The 26,066-nt window shown below is 50.6% G+C and carries 14 protein-coding genes; 11 read left to right on the forward strand and 3 right to left on the reverse strand.

All coding sequences use genetic code 11. From position 1 onward, the window contains the following. Positions 1-217 precede the first annotated feature (217 nt). Positions 218-2,908, forward strand: a complete 2,691-nt coding sequence (locus B7989_RS11430) for an outer membrane protein assembly factor (protein ID WP_233144395.1) — start codon at positions 218-220, stop codon at positions 2,906-2,908. A gap of 9 nt (positions 2,909-2,917) precedes the next feature. Then, positions 2,918-3,433: an OmpH family outer membrane protein gene (locus B7989_RS11435; RefSeq protein WP_088628615.1), complete on the forward strand. Its 516-nt coding sequence runs from the start codon at positions 2,918-2,920 to the stop codon at positions 3,431-3,433. Positions 3,434-3,532: 99 nt separating this feature from the next. Here the strand turns inward: B7989_RS11435 and B7989_RS11440 are convergent, their stop codons facing one another. Further along, positions 3,533-4,705, reverse strand: coding sequence for a sugar transferase (locus B7989_RS11440; RefSeq protein WP_088628616.1), 1,173 nt, complete (start codon positions 4,703-4,705; stop codon positions 3,533-3,535). Between the two features lie 93 nt (positions 4,706-4,798). Between B7989_RS11440 and B7989_RS11445 the strand changes: the two genes are divergently transcribed. The 7 genes from B7989_RS11445 to B7989_RS11475 all read left to right on the forward strand — a co-directional run bounded on the left by B7989_RS11445 (position 4,799) and on the right by B7989_RS11475 (position 16,761). Next, complete coding sequence (locus tag B7989_RS11445) at positions 4,799-8,317, forward strand: InlB B-repeat-containing protein (protein ID WP_088628617.1); 3,519 nt, start codon at positions 4,799-4,801, stop codon at positions 8,315-8,317. Positions 8,318-8,366: 49 nt separating this feature from the next. Beyond that, positions 8,367-9,656, forward strand: coding sequence for a homoserine dehydrogenase (locus B7989_RS11450; RefSeq protein WP_088628618.1), 1,290 nt, complete (start codon positions 8,367-8,369; stop codon positions 9,654-9,656). Between the two features lie 55 nt (positions 9,657-9,711). Next, a complete protein-coding gene (locus B7989_RS11455; protein WP_088628619.1) occupies positions 9,712-11,163 on the forward strand; it encodes a sugar transferase in 1,452 nt (483 codons plus the stop codon). Further along, complete coding sequence (nadC, locus tag B7989_RS11460) at positions 11,163-12,026, forward strand: carboxylating nicotinate-nucleotide diphosphorylase (RefSeq protein WP_072798449.1); 864 nt, start codon at positions 11,163-11,165, stop codon at positions 12,024-12,026. Before B7989_RS11455 ends, nadC begins: the two co-directional genes overlap by 1 nt. A 360-nt stretch (positions 12,027-12,386) precedes the next feature. Beyond that, positions 12,387-14,708, forward strand: coding sequence for an NADP-dependent malic enzyme (locus B7989_RS11465; RefSeq protein ID WP_088628620.1), 2,322 nt, complete (start codon positions 12,387-12,389; stop codon positions 14,706-14,708). 189 nt (positions 14,709-14,897) lie between these two features. After that, a complete protein-coding gene (locus B7989_RS11470) occupies positions 14,898-15,731 on the forward strand; it encodes a TIGR02147 family protein (protein WP_088628621.1) in 834 nt (277 codons plus the stop codon). A gap of 1 nt (position 15,732) precedes the next feature. After that, on the forward strand, positions 15,733-16,761 hold the full coding sequence (locus tag B7989_RS11475; protein ID WP_088628622.1) for a hypothetical protein: 1,029 nt from the start codon (positions 15,733-15,735) through the stop codon (positions 16,759-16,761). Between the two features lie 97 nt (positions 16,762-16,858). On the opposite strand, the gene B7989_RS11480 is transcribed toward B7989_RS11475, so the two are convergent. Continuing rightward, positions 16,859-17,467: a hypothetical protein gene (locus B7989_RS11480; RefSeq protein ID WP_088628623.1), complete on the reverse strand. Its 609-nt coding sequence runs from the start codon at positions 17,465-17,467 to the stop codon at positions 16,859-16,861. Positions 17,468-17,715: 248 nt separating this feature from the next. Between B7989_RS11480 and B7989_RS11485 the strand changes: the two genes are divergently transcribed. Beyond that, complete coding sequence (locus B7989_RS11485; protein ID WP_088628624.1) at positions 17,716-19,845, forward strand: FISUMP domain-containing protein; 2,130 nt, start codon at positions 17,716-17,718, stop codon at positions 19,843-19,845. 78 nt (positions 19,846-19,923) lie between these two features. Further along, entirely contained in the window at positions 19,924-23,610 is a 3,687-nt protein-coding gene (locus tag B7989_RS11490) for an SNF2-related protein (RefSeq protein WP_088628625.1), read from the forward strand. Positions 23,611-23,735: 125 nt separating this feature from the next. Here the strand turns inward: B7989_RS11490 and B7989_RS11495 are convergent, their stop codons facing one another. After that, complete coding sequence (locus B7989_RS11495) at positions 23,736-25,826, reverse strand: glycoside hydrolase family 5 protein (RefSeq protein ID WP_088628626.1); 2,091 nt, start codon at positions 25,824-25,826, stop codon at positions 23,736-23,738. Positions 25,827-26,066: the final 240 nt, after the last annotated feature.

A 26,066-nucleotide genomic window follows, 5' to 3' on the forward strand; every position in this document is an offset into this window, starting at 1 on the left:
ATATAAAAAGTGTGGGGTGCGAACACTAAAAATGCCGTTTTTTTTACTTTTTGGAAAGGTCGGCATAGGTCTCCCGCTTATAACTTTTGTATTTTTGTCCCGAATTTTGTTTATAGGTAGGTTTATTCTGCGCTTTCGCTGGCTGTTTTTTATTGCTGTGTTTGTAGGGCTCGCTCAGGCCCAGCTTTTGGACATGTCCGAAATGTCCGAGAGCTATATGGTCGAAAATAAGATCCATAAGGTCAAGGTCGAAGGTACCGTCCACATGGACGATCGCGCTGTCCTTAGCCGTATCGGGATTCGTGATGGTCAAAGCTATTCTCCGACGGCCCTGACCGAAAAGGTGCAGTCTTCGGTGACTTCCCTTTACAAATCCGGCCTTTTTGACGATGTGACCGCCTGGATCGACTACGTGGGCGATGGCACCGATGTCGACCTCATTTTCAAGATTAAGGAACTCCCGGCTTTGGATACGGCCGTATTCGAAGGTTGCGACGAAGAATCCGAAGAAGATTTGAAACTCAAGATCCGCATGATTCCGGGTCAGGTGTATAGCAAGAGCCAGTTGGAACGCGACCGTCAGGCTATTTTGGACTTCTACCGCGCCGAAGGCTACCTGTTGGCCGAAGTGGGCTACCGCGAAACGCCGGTCGACGAAAACAAGAATATGGTGACCTTCCTTATCCGCGAGGGTGAAAAGGTCAAAGTCCGTCAGTTCGATATCCAGGGCAACGACCATGTGCCCGCCGAAGATATCATGGAACACATGGTTACAAAGCTTGACCAGTGGTGGGGCGGCGGCGAATTCAAGGAAAACATTTTTGAGGCTGACCGCGACACGGTGTTGAACGCAATTCGCCATTTCGGTTACCTGGATGCAGAATTGACTGAATACAGCGCCGAATACCTGCCGGACTCCACCTGCTTGTTCTATATGGGCCGCATGGTTCCGCTGGGCGAAAACCTGGAAGTCCTTTACAAGCAGTTGAACCTCGCTTTGGGTGACTCCGCGACGCCGCTTTACAAGATGGCGGGTAAGCCCACCATGCAGGTGACTCATTTCTTCCGCAGGCACCGCGAAGTGGGCGAAATGCCGTGGGTGTCTAGACCTAAGGTCACGGTTAAGGCCGAAGAAGACGCCTGGAAGATGCTGAACGACATTATCCGCTACGAAAATGCCCGTAAGGAATTCCTGGACATTGTCGATGGTCGCAAGTGGAAGAACCCCAAGATCGATTCTTTGCGCAAGGTCAAGAAGCGTTCTACCTATCAAGAAAAGTTGATGGTCCGCTACATGATCGAAGACATGTTCCCGGTCCTCAACAAGTACGACAATATCAAGACCTCCAGCTCGATTCTCATTCATATCCACATGATTGAAGGTCGCAAGTACTACATGGGTGGCTTGCACTTCTCAGGTAACGAAGTGCTCAACGACAAGATGCTTGCCTATGCCTATCGCCTCGACAGCGGTGAAGTCTTTGACCAGTACAAGTACGACGCTTCCCGCAAGGCCCTTCTGGATGCCTACCGCGAAGACGGCTACCTGTTTGCCCAGTACGAAGAAACCCGTACGTTCGAAAACGATTCTATTGTGAACCTGTCCTACAGGATGACCGAAGGCCTGCCTGCCCAGATTCACAAGGTGCATATTCACGGCAATACCAAGACCAACGAAAAGGTAATCCGTCGCGAAGTCCGCCTGTATCCGGGCGATACTTACCGCCAGTCCCTGTTGGAACGTAGCTTCCGTGAAATCATGCAGCTCAACTACTTCGACATGGTCGTGCCCGACATCAAGGTGGTGGGCGAGCAGGACGTGGACCTCGACTTTACCGTGCAAGAAAAGGAAGCTGGTACCGGCCAGTTCAGCTTGGGCGTGTCTTATAGCGAAAGCGACGGTGTCGTGGGTACGGCTAGCGTGTCTATTCCGAACTGCTGTATGGGTGACGGCCAGGCCGCATCGTTCAGCGTGGAATACGGTGCCGACAAGAAGAGTGCTTCTATCAGCTTCCAGGAACCCTGGTTCATGGATAAGCCGATTACCTTGGGTGCAAGCCTTAGCTACTCCTGGTGGAACATGTCCAAGTATGACGACCCCGACATTACCCGTTACGGCGGTTCTGTCTACCTGGGTAAGCGCCTCAAGTGGCCCGATGACTATTTCTACGGCCAGATCGGTTACAGCTGGCTCATGAACAAGCAGGGCCCCAACATTGACGACAGCTACGTGGTTTACACCGGTGTGGAATCGGCCTTGAACTTCCGCCTGTTGCGTGACGACAAGAACCTGCCGCAGTTCCCGACCGAAGGTTCTCGCTATGTGCTCGATATCCAGTGGGCAGACGACGTGCTGTTCAGTGACTTCAACTTCGTGAAGACAGAACTTACGGTGAAGTGGTGGTTCCCGCTGTTCCGCGACCGCTTGGCCATTGCCCTTACGAACCAGTACGGTGTGATCTTTGGCGACCAGTTGCAGTATCGCACGCTTTACACTATGGGTGGCGTGATGGGCTACGAAGGCATGATGCGTGGTTACAGCTCGGGTTCTATCGGCTATCGCCGCTTGGGTCGTAGCTACCAGTACACGGGTGCTGAACTGCAGCTCGGTCTTGTACCGCAGACCTTCTACCTGTTGCCGTTCTTCTTCGATGCCGGTAACGTGTTCGGTGAACGCTACAACCCGCGTACCAAGGTGCCCGAACCCTCCAGGAACCCGCTCAACGAATGGGATCCGACGAGCCTCAAGAAAGATATCGGTTTCGGTTTCCGCGTGATTGTTCCGATGCTCGGTATTATCGGCTTCGACTTTGCTTGGCCGCTTGATGTGGGCGAAACCTATAGCGGTACTCAGCGCACCGAAGTGGGCGACATGCAGTTCAACTTTGTCATCGGCCAAGGATTCTAAGGAGGCATTATGCTTAAGCGTCTGCTGATTGTTTTGGTTCTCGCGTTTGCGACCGTCTCGTTTGCCGAAGACGGGCTCCGCATTGCGCATGTGGATTCCAAGCTGATCTTTGACGGCTACAAGGGCACCAAGCGCGCCCAGGAAGAATACGACCGTCAGGTGGCTAAGTGGGAACAGCAGGGCAACTTGCTGCAGAAGGAACTTGCCGCCATCAAGGAAAAGCTCGACAAGCAGGTGCTGATGCTCAGCGACGAAAAGAAGCGTGAGCTCGAAGCCGAATACAACAAGAAGGACATGGAACTCAAGAACTTTATTGACCGCGTGTATGGCCGTAAGGGTGAACTGATTTCTGAAAACGAAAAGGTGAGTGGCCCGATCATTCAGTTGATTCGTAAGGCCATTAACGAAATTGCCCTGCAAGAAGGCTACGATATGGTGGTCGACCGTGCAACGGGCGCCGTAGTGTTCTGGAAAAAAGAAAACGACCTGACCCAGAAAGTGCTTGACTACCTGAACAACAGATAATTTCCGAAAAGTCCGAAAAAATTTAAAACCTCGCGATGAGCGAGGTTTTCTTTTGTGAAATATTTTCAGGAATGTTCATCTCACATTTCACATTACTAATTAGTACGCGCCTTCGCCCTTGAACACGACCTTGAAGGTCTTTAAGATGAGCGAGACGTCGTCGCTCAGTTTGCCGTTGCGCTTGATGTAGTCGTTGTCCAAACGCATCTGACCTTCGAAGCTGATGTTGCTGCGGCCGCTGACCTGCCAAATGCAGGTGAGACCTGGCGTTACGGAAAGACGCATGCGGTGCCAGGGCTCGTATTCCGCCACTTCGGACGGAATCGGCGGACGCGGGCCCACAATAGACATGTCGCCCTTGATGATATTGAAAAACTGCGGGAGTTCGTCGAGGCTGAACTTGCGGAGCACGTGACCGAACGGATAGATGCGCGGGTCGTTCTTCATCTTGAACGTCTTGCCGCCCGTTTCGTTCTGGGCCATCAATTCCTTTTTGCGTTCTTCGGCGTCCACGTACATGCTGCGGAACTTGTACATGGTGAACAGCTTGCCGTTCTTGCCTACGCGGGTCTGCTTGAAGATGACAGGACCCTTCGGGTCGCTAATCTTGACCGCGGCGGCGCAGAACAGGAGCAGCGGGGAACAGAGTACGATTGCAATGCTGGTGCAAGTCACGTCGACAATGCGCTTGACCATGTGGCGGTAGCGAATGGTGTGCGGGTGTTCCCAAATGTGGTCGAGGTTCAAGCGGCTAAGCGAGAAGAAACGGCCGTTGGCGCTGTTGAAATCCTTGATTTTGTCAGCCAGCTCCAGGTTGTCTTTTTCCTGGTAGCCCGTGTAAAGGTAGGCTTCGAAAATCGGGCGCTTCGGGTTGATGCGGAGCGTCTGGATAAGGCCTGCGTCGTTCAACTTGTGCAAGATTTCTTTGCGAATAGATTCCAACACCGAGAGGTCGGAATTCAGCAAGATAATGCCGAGACCGCTACCATCGGAAAGGTAGCCCAAAACATCGATAAAGCGCAAGTGCGAAAACATGGTCAAAATGCTGATTCGCCAGGTGTTTTCGACGGTCTTGTTCGGGCTGCCCCAACCAAAGAAGTCGTACTGGTGCGAATACATCTTGATGTACAGGAACGGCTTGCGTGTGCGGTTCGCACGCATAAATTCTTCGTTCAAACGCGTTCTAAAGAGCTTTGCCGGGTAGACAATGTTCTTTAGCTTTTGCTCGTCGAGAATAGAGCCAATTGCCGGGTTAACGGATTCCTGTTCCATGTCGCTAAATATAGTTACTTGTAACTGCTTAGGCAAAGTTGAACTTTCAATTATTGTATCTTTCTATTGTTAATCGTATAAGAAGGAATTATTATGAAACACGTCCTTTCGGCAACTGTTGGGGTCCTGTTTGCAGCCCTGTCTGCAAGTGCGGCAACTATCTTTCCCAAAACCCCGACTTTATCAGGGGGGTGTTACGAAATTTCGGATGCGCGAGAGCTTTATGGCTTTGCTGCAATCGTGAACGGAACTGATGGCAATGTCAAGAACAAGTCTGCTTGTGGCAAGCTTACAAAGGATATCGTTGTCAACGATATAGAAGACGTTTACGATATAGATATTAATGATGTCGATGCTGTAGTTCAGTGGAACCCGTTAGACACCTTTGCGGGAACGTTCGACGGGAACGGGCACACCATTTCGGGGCTTGTTCGGAACGTGGCTCAAGAAACCGATCCTCAGGATGTGGGCTTTATTCGCGTGCTGGTTGCCAACCCCGAAACCCCGACGGTCGTCAAGAATTTGGGACTTGTAAAATCAATGTTCTATGCAAAAAATTCGGATGTTGCCATGGGGATTTTTGCAGTTCGCGTTGTTGATTCCGATTTAGAAGATGGAGCGGATTCCTATGCTCAGATAGTCAATTGCTTTAACCAGTCTGTGGCTTACTTTGAAAAAAATGGTGAACGTTCTTACTTGGTGCGCTATGCCGATAGACATGTTATACTGACTATAGAGAATAGCTATAATGTGGGGGAAGGGCAACTGTTTGGCAGTAGTTCGGATACTGTCATTGTCAAGAATTCTTATCAGTTGGATAATAAAGAGTCAATGGACTCAGATGGTGTTAAGCATGCGACCGAGAAACAGTTCAAAAGTGGCGTTGTGGCGTATGTTTTGCACGAAGCGGATCCTGTTTGGGGACAGGACGTGGGGACTGATGTATACCCGAATTTTTCGGGCACTATCAAGAATTCCAAGGTGGATCGCTACAAGGTAACGTTCCATACTTTTACGGGAGATACAGCAACTTATTTCGATAGTTACATTTCTGGATTTACTTATGATTTACCCGATACGGTTGCCAAGGAAAAAACGATTTTCCGTGGTTGGTTCAAGGACAAGGAATTCAGTGGGGAGCCTGATAAATTTATTGATGCTAGTACATCGGGCAATCTTGAGTATTGGGCGAAATTGGAAAATTTCTATGAAATAACGTTCCATCTTGATGGCGGGCGTGTTCGTCAGGATTGGTATACCAATTATGGTTCTGTATTCAGTAATGATTGTGAGTTTTGGCGTAACAATGAAACTACATCCTGTAAATATGTGGAAGGCTTTAAAGGTAATCTTCCAACTGCAAATAATGCCTTTAAAGAGGGCTATTTTCTTGAAGGATGGTACGATAACGCCGAATTGACGGGGAACCGGATTGACTCTATGAGCGATACGGATGCTGGCGATAAGGATTTCTATGCAAAGTGGGTCAAACTGAAAACGCCTACATTGGATGCCGCAGACAATTGCTATGAGATTTCGGATGTGGCAGAACTCTATGGCTTTGCTCAAATGGTAAACGGAATGGACAGCCTCGATCGAGTGGGGCCGTATGCTAACCTATGCGCTAAACTTACGAAAGATATTGTGGTAAATGAAAATGTCTTGAAGTCGGATGGAACTCTTGATAAGTCAAGAGCGAATAAGTTCTTGCATTGGTTGCGGATATCTCAATTTTGGGGAACGTTTGATGGCCAGGGACATAGTATTTCGGGTCTATACATGTTTGACTCTTTCGGAATGATAGACAATATTTTGTCAAAGGCCGATGGAACACCCTCCGTTATTCGCAATCTGACGATTGTCGATTCCTATTCTGTGGGCAGCGGCATCGTTGCGTCTTTGTATAATCCGCTGATTGTGGATAACTGCCATTTCAAGGGCAATATTGATGTCAGAAAGAGTATTTGTTATGGATACAGGTGTAGCTTGCCTAGAATTGGAGGCGTAGGCGGACTTGTCGGACATTCCGAAACCAATCTCGTTGTTAAGAATAGCAGTTTTGAAGGCAAGATGATCGCGAAAGAAGAAGCGAATATGGGAGGCCTTGTGGGGAGCAGTTATGGAGAATTGACTCTCGTACAGAATTATAGTAAGGGGGCCGCTTATCTGGAAAACGAATCGACTGACGATTATATTTTTATTAATGCAGGATCTCTTGTTGGGCATCTTCTCGGGAACGCTCTTATAGTGAATAATTACAGCGTCTTTGATATGAACGGAGAGGGGAGAGGTTTGCTTGGTGGCTTAATTGGAAACAACGCTAGCTTTTTCATAGCATCTAAGAAAGATAGAATAGAATATAAACCATTGCAGTCATATATACTGAACAATTACAATATGGGATCTTTCTCGGATGGATATACGATTTCTCGGCCTGCTGACGTGTGGGCCATAGAAAACGTTTTCTATAAGGCTGCGGAAGGGGTCGATGTTGACGGCGCCCAGTCGGTTGCGGCAAGTGGTTTTAAAGATGGTTCGCTCGCGACAACTTTGCATGACTATGTGCAGAAGGACTCTCTGGGTAATGCGATTGCGGGGGGTGTCGATGGCAAAGTCTGGAAACAGGGCGATGACTATCCTGTGTTTACCCAAAAGGATGAACGGTATATCGCGGCTCTCCATACGGATACCACGGGTTCGTGTGCTTATCTTTTCTACACGCCCGGAGAGACGCTTACTTTGCCGGAACAGAAACGTGAAGGCTATACGTTTGAAGGCTGGTACATGTCACCAAAATTCTTGAGTGACGAACTTGTTACCGAAATTGCTGCGACTGATTTCGGCTACCTTAATTTCTATGCAAAGTGGAGTATAATCACTGTAACTGTTCGGGCTACTGCGGAAGATCCTGATGCGGGTCGTGTTAAGGTTGGAAACACGTGGTCCAATCTGTCTAACCCCACTGCTTATGGAACCTATGATTATGGGACAACGGTTTATGTACAGGCTATACCTTATGATGGTTACCGTTTTGTGGAATGGGATAACCTGTGCGGAACGAAGTCCTATTGTTCCTTTAGCGCAACGGAAGATGTCAATCTCGTAGCAATCTTTGAAGAGGCTCCTTCGAGCAGTTCAGTTACATCTAGTTCTAGTGAATCGTCATCGAGCGTTGCGTCTAGTTCTTCTGCGGAGCCGCCGAAATCGAGTAGCAGTTCCGTGAAGTCGTCGTCGAGCGTTTCGAGCAGCAGCGCAAAGAGCAGCTCTTCTGCAAAGTCGAGCTCAAGTTCTGCAAAATCGTCTAGTTCTGCGAAGTCTTCTTCTAGTGCAAAGTCTAGCTCGAGTGGAAAGTCGGACAATTCTTCGAGCAGCGGAAAGAAGGACTCGTTTGAACAGATTCCTGTGCCGCAGTTTAGTGTGAGCGTTGTAAATCGCACCTTGCAGGTGGCGGGAGCCCGTACGGGCGACAGGTATGTATTGTTCGATATGCAGGGCAATGTGGTGCTCCGTGGAACCGCAAATAGCGCGAATTTCAGCATCGCGGTGCCTGTTTCGGGTCATTATGTGCTCCGAATCGGTTACGGAACTCGCAAGGTGGCTGTGGGAAACTAGCGCAAAATTCTATATTTGTGCGCGTAAAAATTTAAAATGGAGACGCCTTATGCTGCGTATTGGTCTTATTGGTACTGGAACCGTTGGTGGCGGTGTTATCCAGATTCTGGAACAGAAGATTGCCGAGTACAAGGAAAAGCTCGGTGTTGAACTCGAACTCGCCTGCATCTGCGCGAAGTCCGAAGAAGAAGTTGCCCCGTACAAGGCAAAGGGCTACAAGGTTTCGACCAACGCCGACGAGATGATTGCCGGTAACGACATTGACGTGCTCGTGGAACTTGCCGGCGGCTACAACATGCCGCGCAAGTGGATCCTCGCTGCCCTTGAAAGCGGCAAGCACGTGGTGACTGCCAACAAGGCTCTTCTCGCCAAGTACGGTCACGAAATTTTCCCGCTTGCAGCCAAGAACGGTCTGCATGTGCTGTTCGAAGCCGCTGTTGGCGGTGGCATTCCTATCATCCGTAGCCTGCAGGAAGGCCTGCTCGGCTCTACGGTGGAACACCTGAGCTGCATCATTAACGGTACTTGTAACTACATCCTCAGCCGCATGGCCGACGAAGGCCTGGACTTCGACGTGGTTCTGAAGGATGCCCAGAAGCTCGGCTTTGCCGAAGCTGACCCGACCTTCGACATTGAAGGTATCGACTCCGCCCACAAGACTGCCTTGCTTGCTAGCCTCTGCAGCGGCCACCGCGTGGACTTCGAAAAGATTCACGTGACGGGTATTTCCAAGATTACCGCCCAGGATATCGCATTTGCCAAGGAACTTGGCTGCTGCGTGAAGCTCCTCGGCATCTATCACCGTGACGGTGACCGCGTGGACGCCCGTGTCCATCCGTGCTTCGTTTCTAACGAAAACCTGCTTTCTAACGTGAACGGCGTAATCAATGCCGTGTACCTGAAGTGCGACAACCTGGGCGAAACGGTTCAGACTGGCGCCGGTGCAGGCCGCTTGCCGACTGCTTCTGCTGTCGTAGCCGACCTCGTTTCCTTGGCCCGCTCTGTGGATCAGGGTAAGCGCAAGGCTCTCCCGATGGGCTGGTTCAACGTCGACAACTCTGCAACGCTCGTTCCGATTTCGGAAACCTCTGCCCGCTACTACCTGCGCTTCACCTCTCGTGACGCTTGCGGTGTGCTCGCCAAGATTACCAGCATTCTGGCCGAAAACAAGATTTCCATCGAAACCATTATCCAGAAGAACGTGAAGGATCCGGGTAAGGTTTCTATTGTGGTAATCACCGAAAAGACCCAGGATTGCAAGACCTCGAAGGCTGTCGACGCTATCGATGCATTGCCCGAAATCGTCGAAAAGAGCCAGGTGATTCGTTTCCTTGCCTAAAAACGGCACCGAACGGAAAATCTGAAATTCTGTAATTTGGTAATTTAGGGCTGTTATGATTCGCGCCGCAACATTGGAACGCATTCTCGTTGTCCTTTCGGACTTCGTGGCGTTGTCGATTTGCTTTGTACTCGCTTTCTGGGTGCAGTTCCACAGTGGTTGGATTGCCGATAAGTTCGATCCGAGCAAGTCGTTTGCCGACTATGCCCATATGGGCCTCGTGCTGAATATGGGCTGGCTTGTGCTGTTCACTTGCGCCGGGCTTTACCGTTCATGGCTGTTGATGTCGCGTACGCACCAGGTTTTGCGCGTGTTGCGTGCGGTGCTCATTGGCATCGTGCTTGTAATTGCAGTCCTGTTCGGTGCAGAATTTATCGGTAAGGTCATGGTGAACGAACCGCTCAACCAAGGCTACCTGTACGGTTCTCGATTCCCCTGGATTTTTATTTATGGCGGCTTTGCGCTGTTCCTGGTGATTCTCTTCAGAATGCTCATTTACCGCTGTCTGCGTAGGCTCTTGAGCCTTGGCTTTGGTGCGAATAACATTCTGGTGCTGGGTGCAACCGAAGCCGGCAAGAATATTGCCGAAGCGCTTGCGAAGACTCCTGAACGCGGCCAGCGTGTGGTGGGCTTTGTCGATGAACGTTTCCAGGTGATGGAACATGAGTTTGCGAATGTTCCGGTGCTTGGCAAGTATTCTGATCTTGCGTCTCTTATCAAGAAGTACAAGGTAACGGGCATTATTATTGCGCACGAAAGTTCTTCGCCGCAAGAAATCATGCGCGTGCTCGTGTGGGTTTGCGACCAGCCGGTTCACATTTACCTGGTGCCCGAACTTTATAGCGTGATTAACGGCCAGTTCAAGGCGAATTTGGTTTACGGCTTTGAATTGCAGGAACTGTTTGCGTTTACCATGCCTTTGTGGCAGGTTCGCGTCAAGCGCATTATCGATATTCTGTTTGGTGCATTCCTCGGCTTGATTTCGTTCCCGGTATGCGTGCTCGCTGCCATTGCAATCAAGCTCGAAGATCATGGACCGGTGTTCTATTCCCAGGAACGCATTGGCCTGTACGGCAAGCCCTTTACGGTTTACAAGTTCCGCACCATGCGTACCGATGCCGAAAAGTTTGGCGCCCAGTGGGCCACCAAGGACGACCCCCGCATTACCAAGGTGGGTAAGTTCTTGCGCAAGACCCGTATCGATGAACTTCCGCAGATTTTGTGTGTGCTTAAAGGCGACATGAGCATGGTGGGCCCGCGCCCGGAACGTGCCGTGTTCATTGCCAAGCTTCGTGAAGAAATACCGTTCTATATTAGCCGCCTGAAAATGAAGCCGGGTCTGACCGGTTGGGCTCAGGTGTGCCACCATTACGATACTAGCACCGAAGACGTGAAAATCAAGTTGCAGTACGACATGTACTATTTCGAAAACATGAGCTTGTTGCTTGATTTCCAGATTCTGATGCGTACGGTTTATGTTGTTTTAACTGGTAAGGGAGCGCAGTAATGTACGGTGACAATTCGACTCCGATTTTTCCGACCGAAGATGCTTTGACCATGATCCGTCTGGCTTTGGCCGAAGATGTTCGCACGGGCGACGTGACGAGCGAATGGACGATTCCTGCCGACCAGAAGCAACATGCCCGCTTGATTGCCAAGGAAGATGGCGTGCTCGCAGGCCTCCCGGTGATTGAACTTGTGTTCCAGGAACTCAAGGCAAACGTGAAGGTGACCCTCCACAAGAAAGACGGCGATGTCGTGAAGAAGGGTGACCTGATTGCCGAAATGGACGGCACGACGCACGAACTCTTGACGGGCGAACGCACGCTTTTGAATTTTATCCAGCAGCTTTCCGGTGTGGCAACGGTTGCCCATACCTTCCAGGAAGCTTTGAAGGCAGGCAAGACCAAGGTTCTCGATACCCGCAAGACGGTTCCCGGTTTTCGCACTTTGCAGAAGTACGCCGTTCGCGTGGGTGGCGGTTCCAACCACCGCATGGGTCTCTTTGACATGGTGCTCGTGAAGGACAACCACATTGCTGCAGCAGGTGGTGTGCTCCAGGCCCTCGAAGTCGTGAAGAAGAACAACAAGCAGAACTTGATGGTCGAAATGGAAGTCGAAAATTTCGATCAGCTGCGCGCACTCCTGAACAAGGGTGTGGACGTGATCATGCTTGACAACATGAGCAATGAAATGATGGCCGAAGCTTTGAAGATTATCAAGGAAAGCGGCGACAAGTGCCTGGTCGAAGGTTCCGGCAACATGACGCTCGAACGCGCCAAGGAAATCGCGACCCTGGGTCTTGACTATATTTCGGTTGGCGCCCTTACACATAGTGTAAAGGCTCTCGACATCTCTATGAGAATATAAGACCGTTCGCGCCCAATCAGATAAGTACGTCCCCAGAGCGCTCACTCTCGCAACCGCCCCAGCTTAACGCCTGGGGCTTTGTTGCTCACGGAAGACCGTTCGCGCCCAATCTAGTTAAGTACGTCCCCAGAGCGCTCACTCTCGCAACCACGCCTCGTTAATACGAGGCGCCTGTTGCTCACGAATCTAATAGTAAAATATGGCCTAAAAAGGGCGTTTTGGCTCCCTTTGGACGTCAAAAAAATACATCTTTCTTAAATGGGTACAAAAATCTTTACAGTACCCATTGCTTTTTTTATATTTGGGCGCGAAAATTGAACTTTCGCGGCTTTAGATGCTGGCGAAAACAAGGAGAAAAGAATGAGCAAGGACTTAAAGGAAAAAGCTCTCGAATATCACGCCATGGGCAAGCCCGGCAAAATCGAAATCGTGCCGACCAAGCCGCATAGCACGCAGACCGACTTGGGCCTTGCATACACTCCGGGTGTAGCTGTTCCTTGCTTGGAAATCGAAAAGGACAACAACCTTGCTTATGAATACACCGGTAAGGGAAACCTCGTTGCTGTGATCAGTAACGGTACGGCAGTGCTTGGCCTCGGAGACATTGGCGCCCTCGCTGGTAAGCCGGTGATGGAAGGTAAGGCTCTCCTCTTCAAGATTTACGCCGGTATCGATGTGTTCGACATCGAAATCAACGAAAAGGATCCGAAGAAGTTTATCGAAATCGTGAAGGGTATCGCCCCGACGTTCGGCGGTATCAACCTCGAAGACATCAAGGCTCCGGAATGCTTCGAAATCGAAGATACCCTGAAGGCTGAACTCGACATCCCCGTGATGCATGATGACCAGCACGGTACCGCAATCATTTCTTCTGCAGGCCTCTTGAACGCAATTGAAGTGGCTGGCAAGAGCATTCGCAACGTGAAGATGGTGGTGAACGGTGCGGGTGCAGCCGCTTGCGCCTGCACGCGACTCTACTTGTCGCTCGGTCTCAAGAAAGAAAACTTGGTGATGTGCGACAGTAAGGGTGTCATTCGCAAGGACCGCAAGGGCCTTACCGAAGCGAAGGCTTTCTTTGCGACCGACCGCACCGATATCGAAACGCTTGAAGACGCCATGAAGGGCGCCGATGTGTTCGTCGGCCTCTCCAAGGCTAACGTCCTGACTCGCGAAATGGTCCGCAGCATGGCCGACCAGCCGATTGTTTTCGCTCTCGCTAACCCGAACCCCGAAATCAGCTACGAAGAAGCCATGGCAAGCCGTGGTGATCTGATTTTTGCAACGGGCCGCAGCGACTATCCGAACCAGGTGAACAACGTGATCGGTTTCCCGTACATTTTCCGCGGTGCCCTCGACGTTCGCGCTACCTGCATTAACGAACACATGAAGCACGCCGCCGTGCGCGCCATTGCAGCCCTTGCCCACAAGCCGGTTCCGGATGTGGTGAACATTGCTTACAACTCCCAGCGCTTTACCTTCGGTAAGGAATACTTGATTCCGAAGCCGCTGGATCCGCGTCTGTTGACCGACGTGTCTATCGCTGTGGCCAAGGCCGCTATCGAAAGTGGCGTGGCCCGCAAGCCGATTACCGATTGGGACGCCTACTACGACCGTCTGCGCGACATGATGGGTTACGACAACAAGCTTATCCGTCAGTTCAGCGATACGGCTCGCAGCAACCCGAAGCGCGTGGTGTTTGCCGAAAGCAACCTCAACATGCTCAAGGCTGCGGTGCAGGCCAAGACCGAAGGCGTTGCACACCCGATTCTGCTCGGCAACCCCGAACGTATTCAGATTATTGCCCAGCGCGAACAGCTCGACCTTACGGGCATCAAGATTGTGAACCCGCGTTCTCCGGAAGAATTCGAACGCCGTCGCAAGTATGCTGAAATCTACGCCGAAGAAAACGGCCGTAACGGTGTTACGCTCGACGAAGCTCGCGACGACATGTTTGAACCGAACCACTTCGGTATGATGATGGTGAAGGTTGGCGATGCTGACGCCCTCATTTCCGGTGGTTACTCCAAGTATTCCGAAACGATTGAACTCGCCAAGGAAATCATCGGTATCCGCGAAGAATACAAGCATTTCGGTGCTATGCACATTTTGAGCACTCGCAAGGGTACGTTCTTCCTGGCCGATACGCTGGTGAACCGCGACCCCGATGCAGAAACCCTCGTGGATATCGTCAAGCTCACTCACGACGCCGTGCGCTTCTTTGCTCACGAACCGGTGATGGCCATGCTCAGCTACGCTAACTTCGGTAGCGACAAGGGAGCTCCACGCGGAACGTCCAACACTGCCCGCGAAGCCGTGCGCATGATTCACGAACAGTATCCGGATTACGTGATCGACGGCGAAATGCAGGTGAACGTGGCGCTCGACAAGGATCTTCGCGATACCAAGTACCCCTTCAACAAGATCAAGGGCCAGACTGTCAATACGCTCATCTTCCCGTGCCTCTCTTCTGCAAATACCACTTGCAAGATGCTCCTCGAAATGGGCGTGGGCGAATCTATCGGTCCTGTGCAGATGGGCCTGAACAAGCCGGTGCACTTCACCGACTCCGACGCCTCTGTGCATGATATCTTCAACCTGACTGTTGCCGCCGTGATTGACGCCATCGTTCAGGAAAAGAAGGATGAAGAAAAGAACCGCAAAAAGTTCGACAAGATGTGGTAATTTGGGGGCATAAAGCCTGATTCAGTCGCCGCGGGGGTCCCTTCGCGGCGATTTTTATGATACGTGTGTATCATATAGTGCAAAAATACGTTTGTGTTTTTAATGAAAATGCGTAAAAATGAATAAAAATTAAAATTTTGTACTATAAACTATTGACTTTAGCTTTTTTAGAGTGTATATTTGAGATGTATGAAACCGATTGTAGAATATCAAGATTATCACGCCTTCATGAGCGATTACTATGAAGAACGCAAAAGGACTTCGGCGTTCTCGTGGCGTGAATTTGCAAAGATTGCCGGTTTCATTTCGCCTACTTACCTTAAATTGGTTTGCGAAGGAAAAAGCAATCTGAGCAAAGTGGCCATGGGCCGCGTGGCACGGGCGATGGGGCTTGTGGGGCACGAGGAAACTTACTTTGAGGCGATGGTCCAATTTGGAAACGCCAGAAAAGACGACCAGAAGAAAAAATTCCTGGAACAAATGCAGTCGATGGCGCTCTCGCATAAAGTGCGTGTTGTCGACAAGGATGCTTTTGAATATTACGAGACCTGGAAAAATTCGGTGGTGCGCGAACTTGCTCCCATGATGCCGGGGGCCATGCCGGGCGAGATTGCCAAGATGTGTACGCAAGAGGTCTCTGCTCTGGAAGTTCGCAAGTCGTTGCAGTTCTTGGAACGGGCCGGATTCTTGAAGCAGACGACGGAAAACGTTTACGAGCAAACTGAAAAGTCCGTGGAAGGCTCCAAGGAAGGCTTGCCGCTTGCGATTCGTGCGATGCACCGCGAAATGGGCAACCTGGCCGTTGATTCTCTGGACCGTTTTACGGCGGATGAACGCAACGTCACTGGCGTTACCATGGGCGTTAACCGCGAAACCTATGAAAAAATTGTCGAAGAACTCGACGCCTGTCGCAAAAAAATTGTGGCCATTGCGTCGGAATGCAAGGACATTTCACAGGTTTATAGACTAAATTTACAACTATTCCCCCTTAGCAGGGACTTCAAGAAAGTCGAGGAGGCTTAAAATGAAACGGAACTTTTATTTGGTTTTCGCTGCGGTAGCCGCTGCGTTTGTGGGCTGTGCCGATGAGTCGGCAGTCAGCGGAACGTCGGTAGAACCGAATACGCTTGCGGAACTTTCTTCAAGTTCGGAACTCGATATTCCGAATAGTTCGGAAGATGTTGTTCAGGAAAGTTCTTCCAGTGAAGTGGTTAATGTCTCCTCTAGCTCGGAAATCCCGATGTTGTCATCGAGCTCGGAAACACCGATGTCGTCATCAAGTTCGGATGCTCCGGTGCAGTCTTCAAGTTCTAGCGATCCTTCTTGGGTGTTTTCTAGCGCCTATATTCCGCCTATTAACTGCAAGGTTGGTGGTTATGGCGGTTGCGTGGTTTCTTATTATGGTGATTTGTGGAGTGGTGAAGAAACGATTGATACGGTACAAACGAGCGCATTTGCCGAAGATAAATCCCAGTTCGGGATAAATGCGGGAAAATGGTTCTTGGATGGAAATCCTTTTGATGAAGGTGGTAAATCGACAATCCAGTGGGCGGTTCCTGTTGGTGACGAAAAGGATTCTACTTCGCTTCGTCCTGTGATAGAAAATTGCAATGGACTTTGCGGAACCTTTGAACTGAATAAGGGATCGTTGACTTATAATCCATTTGTTGAGGTCGGTTTCTATGTGGCAGGCTTTGATTCCAATGGAGTGATGCTATCGGCCGATGTTTCGAACTGGACTGGAATTTGTGTGATGTACTCTTCTTCAATTCTTGGCTCTTTGGTGCTTGATTTAGGTGATTCGCTTAATCAGGTTTTGAAATATGATGTGCCTTCTGTAACTCTATCTAAGTCGCTATCGGGAACGTCCAAGTGTTTTGAATGGCGCAAGTTCAAACGTGCGGGCTGGGGCGCTAAAGTGGAAGGCTGGGAAGATGAAAATGCCGGTGAAATGGCTGCACAGCACCTTGCCAAGGTCGTGTTCCGGTTCCAAGATAAGGATGGAACGAAAGGCGAATTCAACATTCATGCTATAGGCACGGCTCTAGAATAAAGCGAAATGATTCGTCGCTAGCGATTTGCAAAAAAAATACCGCATGCAGTAAATGCTTGCGGTATTTTTTTACAAGGTTATTTAGCTGAAAACCGGATTATTTCGTCCAGAATTTCTTGATAAACTTGTTGTAGTAGGTGCTAGCAGCAGTTTCGTTGCTAAAGCCCTTTGACGTCGTAATCAGAACGGTGTCCTTTCCGTGAATGACGCGGTGAACGCCGATGAATGCGAGATACTTGGAGCATTCGGTGTAATGGCGTGCCGTGGCGACGTTGTTGCCGTGATTAACACCGCTGCGAGCGTCATCTAGGAACTTGTTGAGATTTTTCGTGTTGACCGGGTAAATGTGGCTTTCGATATCGGGGCTACTGTACGGAACCATTGCTCCGACTCTGCTGTCGTAGACTTCGACTGTGGTCGTGGTTGTACCGAGAATGTCGTAGCAGCCGATTTCCGGGTCGTAAGTTGTAGAGATGCTTGTAGATGCATGCATTCTTACGGGGAACTGCGTGACCGTCCTGGATGCTGCAAAATTTGCGGTGTAGTAGCTCATCTTTGCCAAGGCGACATCGTTGTTGATGTTGCCGACAGAAGCGATGCTTTCACCAGTCGTTTCTTCGGTGATGCTGGCTTCTGTTCCGAGGCTAGATTCCTGCGAACAGGCGAACAGGAATGCAGATAAAGCTAACAGGGAAATATATTTCATTTGTCCTAACTCCTTTTGTTAAATTGTAGGTAAAATTAAATATAAATGAATTAAGTAGATTTTGTAAGCTGGTCAAAAAGGAAAAAATATAAATGTAATAATTGAAAAGAAGCGGTTGTATTACGATGTGGTTGAATTGAAAATTGTTGTAATATTGCCTTGCTTTGGCTCAAAATTTGATTGCTTTGGTATGACAATAGTGGAAAAATGTTATCTTTCCTGCAGTAATATGTTAAAGGGGGGCCGGAATGGCTATCAAAAAGTTTAGTTCGCTTCTTATTGCGGGTGCACTGTCTGCTTTTATTTTTGCATGCTCGAATGGAGCCGATTCGTCTGACGAAAATCGGGACGAGATTCTGACGAGTTCGTCTTCGGAGTCGGATGATCCTGCGGAAGAACCGGAATCGTCCTCTTCGAAAGTTTCTGACTCGACGGATGAGGATTCCTCTTCTTCGGACGCATCCTCTACGGATGTTCCCTCTTCGGATTCGCTCGGTTGGAAGGCGGGGGATACCATCACCCTTTCGGGCTATGTGAACAGGGGCCTTGTAAAGCTCGCTACTCCGGTCACGATCTATGAATTGAACGAAAATCTTGAAGAAACGGGTGTCGTGTATAGTAGCTTTGTTAATGATTCCCTCGGTTTTTATTTCGTGCATGATGTTGTACTTTCTTCGCCGTACGTTTATATTAAAATGGAAAATGTGGCTGCGAACTACGTTTGCGAAGAGGGCACTGCGACGAGGCAGCCCATTGAGGCGTTGCTTGACTTGCGTGAGGGACTCGATGCTAATTTGAATATTTTGACTACGTTGCAGGCATGGCGCACCAAGCATTTTATGAAAAAAGGGAAGAGCTTTGCCGAAGCGAGAAAGCTGGCTTACGATGAACTGCGCACTGAATTTATGATGGATTCGCTCCAGTTGCGCTTTGAACAGATTTCGATGGCGGAATCGATTGTGGATAATTATTACTTGCTGGGTGTCGAGGCGATGTCCATCTACGAGACGGATTTCGGTCCTTTCAAAGAAGTAAATTTCCAAGAAGATACCATGAACCTGGACTATTTCTGGGACGTTGCCTACGCCAGGACGGCGGGTCAATTTTGTTTTAAGCTCGAGGAGCATTCCAAGGCCTGGCATTACAAGGTCAAGTTGACGCAGACCAAGGAATACATAAAGCAAGTTTATGAAGCGCGATTTGATTTTGGTAGTTGTTCCGCCGAAAATTATGCCGAAGTAAAGACGCCGCGCTATCAGCAGGGTTATGAAAACAAGAGTTCCTATTATTGCGACTCTACCAAATGGATTCACTTGAACCAATATAATTGTATAAGTCTGGATCAACTTGTTATCGATACGCTGCATGGCGAAATCGGTGACATGGTAGAAGGCGCTTACTGTAAGGGACGGTTCTACAAATATGTGGATTTTGATGGTTGGAAAACAGCCACGGAACTGGATGTCGGCTTAAAACAGCCTTGCACCTCTAAGGCGGTCGGGTATAAGGCGAGTGGCCGTAAGTGCTATGCTTGCGACGCAAACGATTGGAAGGAAGTTTCGCTTCCTAAGGACGATTGTGACGAACTATTGCATGAATGCGAAGAAGATGACGGAACGATTTTCAAGGGCTACTTTAACCAGGATAGTTCCTATGTGTGCGATGGTTCCAAGGCCCGCCGTATCAATGAACGCGAAAAGCTCTTTAATTCGGCCTGTGTTTCTACAAGCGAAAAGAAATCGTTCGAGGTCGGCCTTTCGACGTTCAACTGCGAAAAGGGAAAATGGAGCTTGACTTCGGGCGATTCTGCCGCCAATGCATTGCTCGATGAACGCGACGGTCAGGTTTACCGCACCGTGGGGCTCGGGACCCAGCGCTGGATGGCCGAAGAACTGAACTACTATGATACCGTGTCTTCGGAATATCTGGTGGGGAATATCTACAGGGTTTCCCAGGAATCGGATGAGTATACCATTACGCTTTATTCTGCCGTAGCCAAGGCCTCTAGTGTTTGCCCGGCGGGGTACCATGTTCCCACGCAGGATGAATGGCAGACTCTCTTCCAGTTTGCAGACAAGTACCGCCTTGCGAGCGATGTTGTCGCAAGCCTCAGTTCCCAAGACCATAACAACATTCCTTATTATTCGGACTATTTCGACGAATACGGCTTTTCGCTAAATGCGTACGGTTTTGTGAATGGCCAAGGACAGTATACGCAGAATTTGAATGAGGTTTATCTGTGGGCGGCGGACTCCGTTGATGGTCAGAACGTCATGTTCTTTACGAGCCGTACTGCTAAAGAACCCAAATTCATTACGAGTTCCATTGCGGCTCACCGGGCCTCAATCCGGTGCGTAGAAGACCGTAAAGAAGAGTAGAAAGAGCCTTGTATTTCTGTTAAATTTTTGCTCAAATGAGCAATTTTTATTGCGAAAAATTGCTATATTTGGGCGACTATGGAATATGGTGTTTATGGAAGTACCTGGTGGAGCAAGCAGTGGCTAGACCGCTTGCTTGCGGGTGCTTCTGAACGCGATATCGATTACGCCTTCAAGTACGTGGGGCGCGGGCAGGTTCAGCCTTTTACGGTGAACGATAACCGCGTCATGGCCGAGGTCAAGGGCCCGAATGGGGGCTTGCACAATGTGTACCTCGTGTTCCCCAAGTTCGACAAGGAACGGGGCGAAGCCTTCGTGGGGCTTTTAAAGCAGCAACCGGTCGAGCTCATGGCGCTTTCGAATGGCGCCCTCAATCCGTCCATAGAATTGATTCTGTCGAAATGTGGGCTTTCGTTGTTCGAAGGCTTTGACCAGGTGAACATGAATTGCGACTGCAAGGACGCCTTGCCTTGCCGTTACGTGATTTGCGTGTGCCTGAAGTTGGCCGAAATGGCGTCTGCCGATCCGTTTTTGTTGTTCAGGCTGCATGGGCTTGATATTGCCTACCTCAAGGATTACAAGCCCGAAGAACCGGTAGAATCGGATGTGCCGCGTGAATCGACTTTGGTGCGAATTTTGCCGGTGAATAACCGCAGCGCGGCCCCGCGCGTGCCCATGTTCAAGTTCGAGGAATGGCGCGACTATTCGCATGTGTTGCCGGCCATGCTCAAGAACTTCCCGGATTTTTGCCCGGCGGGGAACTTTAAGAAGAGCTTTGTCGACGAACTGGCTCGCTGCCGGGAATTCTACAACCACTTCGAAAATTTTGGCCAGTTTGCGCAGGATTTTGGCATTTACCATGCCCGAACCTTCTTGATGGAACAGGAACGCTTGCAACTGATTCACGCTCGCCCCTGGCAGTGGACTTTTGACCAGATGGTTGAAGATACCGTGGTGGCCTCTGCGCTTTCGGTTGAAAACGTGATGGGCGCCCTTTGCCGCCTGAACCAGGATTGCGTTTGGCATAACCATGTGACGGTCCGCTTTTTGCACCAGCTTTTGCAGGTGGCATATTACCTGGTGCGCTGCGGGGCGATTTACCCGCAGGTATTCTGGCTGAATAACGTGACCGCGCAGGTGCGCTGGCTGCCTGCGGAAATGCTGCCCGATGTGCTTGCGATTGTGGCTGAACTCGAAAAGTCCGTGCCCGATGATTTTGCTTTTACGGTACGCGATGGGTCGCGTGAAGAAAATTCTCGCGAAGAAAAATCTCGTGAGGATCTGGATGCGGCGGCCGAGCATATTCTTTCGATTTTTATCGGTAAGCTATTGCGTTTTGCCCGCACCGCCCAAAGTTACAAGAAGGGTCCGCACGAAAACTTGCTCGGATTCTTTTTCGATTGCAAGTCGGGCAAGCTTGCTGCCAACGGCCTCAAGATTCCGTCCAAGATTCAGGCGTGGTTCTCGGTCTACAATTCGCTAGAATTCAACCACAAGATTGTATTTGTCTGCTCGGAGCTTGGCAAAGAAATTGCGTTGAATGTCTTTATTGAAGATGCTTCGGGCCGCGTGCCGCTTGCGCAGCTGTTCCGCGATAGCGATCCGAGGCTCTTGTCGCTCTTGAATGTGCTGAACTGCATGGCCGAAATCTTTAAGCCCATGAAGGCCTACCTTGAAAACCATGCGACAGAGCCTGTGGTAATGCATGGTGCCGAACTCAAGGAATTCGTGAATTACACGGTCAAGAAGTCCGAAGTCTTTGGAATCGTGACCGAAATTCCGCGCTCGCTTTTGGAACGTACTCGCCCGAAGACCCAGATGAAGTTGAAGGGTAGCCTTGGAATCGGCGCGTTTACCGCAGGCGACTTGTTGGACTTTGACTGGGAAGTGGCTCTCGGCGAAGACAAAATTTCGGCTGAAGAATTCCTGAAGCTTGCCCGCGATGCCGAAGGCTTGCTCAAGTTCAAGGATCGCTATATCGAATTCAATAAAGATGACTTGGATTTGTTGCAGCAGCGCTTGGACGAACGCGAAAAAGAGAAGGCGAAAAAGCAGAAAGCAGATGATTCTGACGATGTCGAAGTCATCGATGGCGCCGAGAATGCGGAATCGGCCGAGGCTGCAGAACAGTTTATTCCGTCTACCGCCAAGCTGGTGCAGGCATGCCTTACCGGCAAATGCGATGACATTACGGTGGACATGACCGATGGCCTGAAGGACCAATTTGACGCCTGGCGCAGCGAGACAAACTGCTCGTTGCCCGAAGATTTGAACGCGACACTCCGCCCGTATCAGGAACGCGGCTATTCCTGGATGTACAAGAACCTGCAAATGGGTTTTGGCTGCATTCTGGCCGACGACATGGGCTTGGGCAAAACATTGCAGGTGATTGCTTTCTTGCTCAAACTAAAGCAAGAAGGGCGCCTTGCCGAGAACCGCGCGCTTGTGGTGGTGCCGGCGGGCCTTTTGCTGAACTGGCAGATGGAAATCAAGAAGTTCGCGCCCGCGCTGACCGTGTTTGCCTACCATGGCGCCAACCGCAAACTTGAAAAGTTCGATGCCGATTTGCTGATTACAACCTACTCGACATGCCGCCTCGACTTTAAGAAGCTGGAAAAGCTGAATTGGCAAGTGGTGGTGATTGACGAAGCGCAGAATATCAAGAATGCCGACAGCGAACAGAGTCGCCGCATTCGCGCATTCCGTGCGCCCATGAAGATTGCCATGAGCGGTACGCCGGTCGAAAATCGCCTTATGGAATTCTGGACGATTATGGACTTTTGCAACCGCGGCTTTTTGCCCTCGGCAAACGAGTTCCGCGATAAGTTCGAAACGCCAATCCAGAAGAACGCGAACCAGGCAGTGGCCGAGCATTTCAAGAAGATTACGGCGCCCTTTATGCTGCGCCGCATGAAGACGGATAAGTCTATCATTAGTGACTTGCCCGACAAAATCCAGCAGAATGAATACGCCGAACTCACGCGCACGCAGGCAGCCTTGTACAAGCGTACGCTCGACGAATTCATGAAGCAGTTGGAACTTTTGGCCGAGGGCGCCTCGCTTGACATTAATGATGATGTGCTTGCGGCTGCCGCAGGCGATTCTCTGGATGCCGGCGAAGGTTCCGGTGGTCACAATCTCTTCAAGCGCAAGGGCTTGATTCTGCAGATGATTCTCGCGCTCAAGCAGATTTGCAACCACCCGCGCACGTATTTGAAGGCGGGGGAGGCCCGCGTCGAAGATTCCGGCAAGCTTGGCATGTTGCTCGATTTGCTCAAGTCCATCGAAGAATCCGGCGAAAAGACAATCATCTTTACGCAGTTCCGCGAAATGGGCGAATTCCTTCAAGAAACGCTCGACCGCGAGCTGTCGATTAAGGCGGATTTCTATCACGGCGGCTGCACGCAGAACCAGCGTAACGAAATGGTCCGCAAGTTCCAGGAAGATCCGGAAGTCAAGGTGCTAATCTTGTCGCTGAAGGCGGCTGGAACCGGCCTGAATCTGACTGCGGCCTCGCAGGTGATTCATTACGACTTGTGGTGGAATCCGGCGATTGAGGCGCAGGCAACCGACCGCGCCTTCCGTATCGGGCAAACCAAGAACGTGCAAGTGCACCGCTTTATTACCAAGGGCACCTTCGAAGAAAAAATCGACGCCCTGTTGCAGGCCAAGAAGGCTGTCGCCGACATGACCGTGAACGCCGGCGAAACCTGGCTTGCGAACATGGACGACAAGCAACTCACCGAAATCTTCAATCTTGATTAAAGTCGCGCTGCCGCGCGTTTTTAGTTGCAAAAAAATCCGGCCCCATGTAGGACCGGATTTCGCTGCTTTTCCAAGCAGCTCCCGGCGAGACACTCCAACCTGCCGGGATCCACACCAGATTCGTTTTACTTCAGAATCACCTTCTGCATGTAGCGCTGGCTGCCCTGGCGAACCATGAGCATTGCCGGACCGCGGTAGTTGCTAGAAAGTTCAACTGTGTTCATTCCCTTGTTGGCAGTAAAGTTCTGCTGGGCAATCACCTGACCGAGGCTGTTCATGAGCGTGGCCTTTGCCGGAGCAGTCTTTGCTGCAACAAAGTGGGCGCTCACCATGCCGGGCTGCACGTTCACGAGCATCTTGCTTGCTGCTGCGACAGTTGCGGTCTTGATGGCTTCAGTGCCGTTGAGGGCGACAACCTTGCCGCTTGCGGTGCCTTCGAGCTGCGGTTTCTTGTCAAAGTCGTCAATGATTTCGGTGGAACCGTCGGCCTTGATGCCCTTGATGTAGTCAAAGGTAATGGTGCCGGTGACCTGCGTGCCATAGAGGTTCAGACCGATGGCGTTTGCAGAGTTGAGACCGGTCGGTTCAGAGCGGAAGTCTTCCCACTTAACTTGGATTGTCTGGAATGCGTCTGCGTCGAGGTCCTTGTCGGCCTGTTCCACAACAGAGGCGTCGAACCAAGCCCAGCTTTCACCCGTCATCATGAAGAGGTCCATGGAGGTCCAGCCGTATTCGCCGCAACCATCGCTTGCGCCAGAGCAGGGGCCTGCAGTAGCAACTTCGCCCTTCAAGCGAACTTCAATACCCACATACTTGGAAAGATCTTTCTTGGAACCCTGAAGGTTGATGCGCAATGTTCCCACTTCGCTAGAGTCAGAAGTTACAGTTTGGTAAGTCACCTGGACGCCCTTGCCAGCTGCGGTTTCGGGAATGTCCGGGTTCTGGGTAACGATAGAATCAATGCTGTTGCCCGGGAGAGATGCCTGTCCATAAGCTTCACGCATGGCGTTCAAAGTTTCAACGTCGGTAATGTCGCCCACGTTGCCGCCGAACTTGTTCACCTGGCGGCGAATAATGGTGAAGTTGCCGTCGCCTTCGTCGCCGGTATCCCACACGCAAGGAACGAGGCCATTCTTCTTAGCTGCGGCGACCGTGTAGCCGTACCATGCGGCGCGTGCCTTCAGGTGAACCTTCAGGTTATCGCCGGTGAGGACTCCGAGACGCTTGACGGCACCCATTTCACCGATCACAACAGGAATGCCCTTGTCGTAGAAACGGCTCTTGAGTCCGCTGAACAATTCATCGATCGATTTTTTGGAACCGAGGGCGGAGCCGGAACAGGTGTGTGCGGCATCGTTACCCGGAGTCTGGTCTTCCCAGTAGTAGAACATCTTGCCCCAGTCTTCGTCACCGCTGGTCATCAAGGAGAACTGATACGGGTAGAAGTGGACTTCGGCCATGGTGTAGCCTTCGCCTGCCGGGTCAGTCGGGTACATGGACGCGAGCAACGGAGACTTGTCAATTTCGGTACGCGGAGACTGCACGACCACGATACGGGTGGCGTTGTTTCCGCCGGTAGAACGCACTGCCTTAAGGCATGCTTCATGATAGCTCTTGAGAACCTGCATGCGGGCTTCGTCGAATGCCCACTGACCATTGTCGGAACCGCCGTTCCACGGGTCGTTCACGCCCGGTTCGTTGGCAGATGCAAAAATCAGGTGTTCGTCGTATTCGGCGAACTTGGTTGCAATCTGCTTCCAGTAGCTTTCCTGCTTGGCGGCGATCTCGGCTGCAGAAACAGTCACTTCGCCGGTCTTGTCGAAGCCCTTGCCGTCAAAAACGTGGTCTTCGAGCCAACCTTCGTCCCAGTGGCTGTTCAAAATGGCGTACATGCCGTTGCCAATCACGAGGTCGACAACAGTCTTTACGGAGTCGAGCCAGCCTGCGTTAATGGTGCCGTTAGAGGCATGGCTGTTCCAGGCGCAAGGAATACGGACGGTATTGAAGCCGGCGTCTTTGATGGCCTTCACATAAGCGGCATCCGGGAATGGATTGCCCCAGAGCGTCGGGTTCTTGGGCACTTCCATGGTGTTGCCGATGTTGTAGCCGAGACCCATGTCGGGGTAGATCTCGGTCGCCTTGGGGAGAGCGAACGCTGCGGTGCTTGCGAAGAGTGTCATTCCGCAGGCGATGCCGAAAAGTCCGTAAAGCTTCATTTTATGCTCCTTTTGGGGTTGCCCCCGTTGAAACCCAGTATTCATCCCAAACTGGGGTTGTTCCTTGCTTGAAATTAAATTCTGCCAAGACGCATGTAAATAAAATACTGCTAGTGTTGAAAATTTGCGGTGCAGATTTCTCAACAAATGTAAACTTGCAGTTACGTTTAAAAATGAAAATTGCCGATTTTTAGCTAAAATCGGCAATTTCTGTTAATGAGGAAAGATTTGTTTGGTGTA

It is taken from the genome of Fibrobacter sp. UWB5 (assembly GCF_002210295.1).
In the GTDB taxonomy this organism is placed as follows: Bacteria; Fibrobacterota; Fibrobacteria; order Fibrobacterales; family Fibrobacteraceae; genus Fibrobacter.

Excerpts from the sequence above, each read along its gene's own strand:
- B7989_RS11455 (WP_088628619.1), top strand. The coding sequence starts at position 9,712 with ATGATTCGCGCCGCAACATTGGAACGCATTCTCGTTGTCCTTTCGGAC.
- B7989_RS11495 (WP_088628626.1), bottom strand. The coding sequence starts at position 25,826 with ATGAAGCTTTACGGACTTTTCGGCATCGCCTGCGGAATGACACTCTTC.
- B7989_RS11465 (WP_088628620.1), top strand. The coding sequence starts at position 12,387 with ATGAGCAAGGACTTAAAGGAAAAAGCTCTCGAATATCACGCCATGGGC.
- B7989_RS11435 (WP_088628615.1), top strand. The coding sequence starts at position 2,918 with ATGCTTAAGCGTCTGCTGATTGTTTTGGTTCTCGCGTTTGCGACCGTC.
- B7989_RS11485 (WP_088628624.1), top strand. The coding sequence starts at position 17,716 with ATGGCTATCAAAAAGTTTAGTTCGCTTCTTATTGCGGGTGCACTGTCT.
- B7989_RS11445 (WP_088628617.1), top strand. The coding sequence starts at position 4,799 with ATGAAACACGTCCTTTCGGCAACTGTTGGGGTCCTGTTTGCAGCCCTG.
- B7989_RS11490 (WP_088628625.1), top strand. The coding sequence starts at position 19,924 with ATGGAATATGGTGTTTATGGAAGTACCTGGTGGAGCAAGCAGTGGCTA.
- B7989_RS11440 (WP_088628616.1), bottom strand. The coding sequence starts at position 4,705 with ATGGAACAGGAATCCGTTAACCCGGCAATTGGCTCTATTCTCGACGAG.
- B7989_RS11475 (WP_088628622.1), top strand. The coding sequence starts at position 15,733 with ATGAAACGGAACTTTTATTTGGTTTTCGCTGCGGTAGCCGCTGCGTTT.
- B7989_RS11470 (WP_088628621.1), top strand. The coding sequence starts at position 14,898 with ATGAAACCGATTGTAGAATATCAAGATTATCACGCCTTCATGAGCGAT.
- B7989_RS11450 (WP_088628618.1), top strand. The coding sequence starts at position 8,367 with ATGCTGCGTATTGGTCTTATTGGTACTGGAACCGTTGGTGGCGGTGTT.
- B7989_RS11480 (WP_088628623.1), bottom strand. The coding sequence starts at position 17,467 with ATGAAATATATTTCCCTGTTAGCTTTATCTGCATTCCTGTTCGCCTGT.
- nadC (WP_072798449.1), top strand. The coding sequence starts at position 11,163 with ATGTACGGTGACAATTCGACTCCGATTTTTCCGACCGAAGATGCTTTG.
- B7989_RS11430 (WP_233144395.1), top strand. The coding sequence starts at position 218 with ATGGTCGAAAATAAGATCCATAAGGTCAAGGTCGAAGGTACCGTCCAC.